This window comes from Xanthomonas sp. SHU 308 (assembly GCF_000364645.1).
GTDB classification, from domain to species: domain Bacteria; phylum Pseudomonadota; class Gammaproteobacteria; order Xanthomonadales; family Xanthomonadaceae; genus Xanthomonas_A; species Xanthomonas_A sontii.
Genome location: NZ_AQOK01000743.1, coordinates 1 through 1,324, shown reverse-complemented (window position 1 = coordinate 1,324; position 1,324 = coordinate 1). Strand labels below are relative to the sequence as shown.

1 protein-coding gene and 2 pseudogenes are annotated in these 1,324 nt (G+C 74.8%); 2 read left to right on the top strand and 1 reads right to left on the bottom strand.

Features of this window, described 5'->3' with window-relative positions; all coding sequences use genetic code 11:
- Positions 1-339, top strand: a pseudogene (locus tag D588_RS25595) (NADPH-dependent 2,4-dienoyl-CoA reductase); the annotation flags it as partial.
- Between the two features lie 170 nt (positions 340-509).
- On the opposite strand, the gene D588_RS0119645 reads toward D588_RS25595, so the two are convergent.
- Entirely contained in the window at positions 510-845 is a 336-nt protein-coding gene (locus D588_RS0119645; RefSeq protein ID WP_106404498.1) for a Rap1a/Tai family immunity protein, read from the bottom strand.
- A gap of 173 nt (positions 846-1,018) precedes the next feature.
- Between D588_RS0119645 and D588_RS25590 the strand changes: the two are divergent.
- Positions 1,019-1,324 (top strand): annotated as a pseudogene (locus D588_RS25590) (hypothetical protein); the annotation flags it as partial.

The window sequence follows — 1,324 nt, the reverse complement described above, 5'->3', positions numbered from 1 at the left end:
CTGCAGCGCAGCCCGGGCCGGCCCGGCGCGCGGCTGGGCAAGACCACCGGCTGGATCCATCGCGCCACGCTCAAGGCCAAGGGCGTGACCATGCTCGGCGGCGTCGAATACCTGGGCGTGGACGACAGCGGCCTGCGCATCCGCGTGGACGGCGCCGAGCAACTGTTGCCGGTGGGCACCGTGGTGGTCTGCGCCGGCCAGGAACCGCGGCGCGACCTGCAGGCGGCGCTGCAGGCCGCCGGCCGCAGCGCGCATCTGATCGGCGGTGCCGATGTCGCCGCCGAACTGGACGCCAAGCGCGCCATCGCCCAGGGCAGCCGGCTGGCGGCGCAGTTGTAGGGCGTGCGCTGACCTGGTCGGCCATCGGCGACCATCGCGGGCAGCGTCGCGTCGAGGCACGCGGCGCTCTGTCGGGCACAGTCGGCGATCGCTCTCGATCCCGGCACGCGCAAGCCCAGGTCGCCCGCAGCAGTCAGGCCCGGCGCCCGTCACCGACGGGCCTGTGACGCTCAACGCGCCGCGCAGGGGAACGCGTCGTGCAGCGCCTGCTCCACCGGAACCGCGGCGCGCTGCCGCAACTGCGCCGGCGGCAGCGCGGCGAGCGCGGTGAACACGCGATCGACCAGTTCGTGCGTCAGCACGCCCTGCGCGCCGGCGCACCACTGTCTGCCTTCGCTGGCGTCGGCGACGCCGGCGATGTACAGCCGCGCCAGCGTGCCGGCCTGCGCGCGGCGTTGCTCGGCGCTGCCGGCGAGCGGCGTCGCCGCGGCCTGCGCATCGCCGCGCAGCAGACGCAACAGGTCGGCGGCGGACAGCTGATACACCGCCTGCGGGCGCGCGGCCACGGACGCGACGGCAGGCGCAGCGAAGGCGGCAAGACACAGGCACAGCAACCGGGGCCATGACCATGACAGCGACATCGGCGAACTCCTCGAACGACGGGGACCAGCGCCTTCGATCCTAGCAAGCCGGCGCGGCGGACTTGGTGCTGTCGCATCGCGCGGCTATAAGCCTGGGCATGCCGCACCCCTCGCCCCTGCCCGCCCTGCCCCGCCTGCCGCAAACGGCGCTGGCGGCGTATGCCGGCGCGCATTTCGGCAAGAGCCTGCTGTGGTACGCCGGCGAACTGCTGCTGATCTACTCGCTGACCGAACATGCCGGGCTGCGCGCGATCACGGCCGGGCTGGTGCTGGCGCTGGGCCTGCTGCTCAGCGCCGCGATCGGCCTCGGCGCCGGCTGGGGCCTGCGCCGGCGCCTGCGCGACGTGCGCAGCGCCGGGCGTCTGCAATGGCACGGCCTGGCCGCCGCGGCGCTGGCGCTGCTG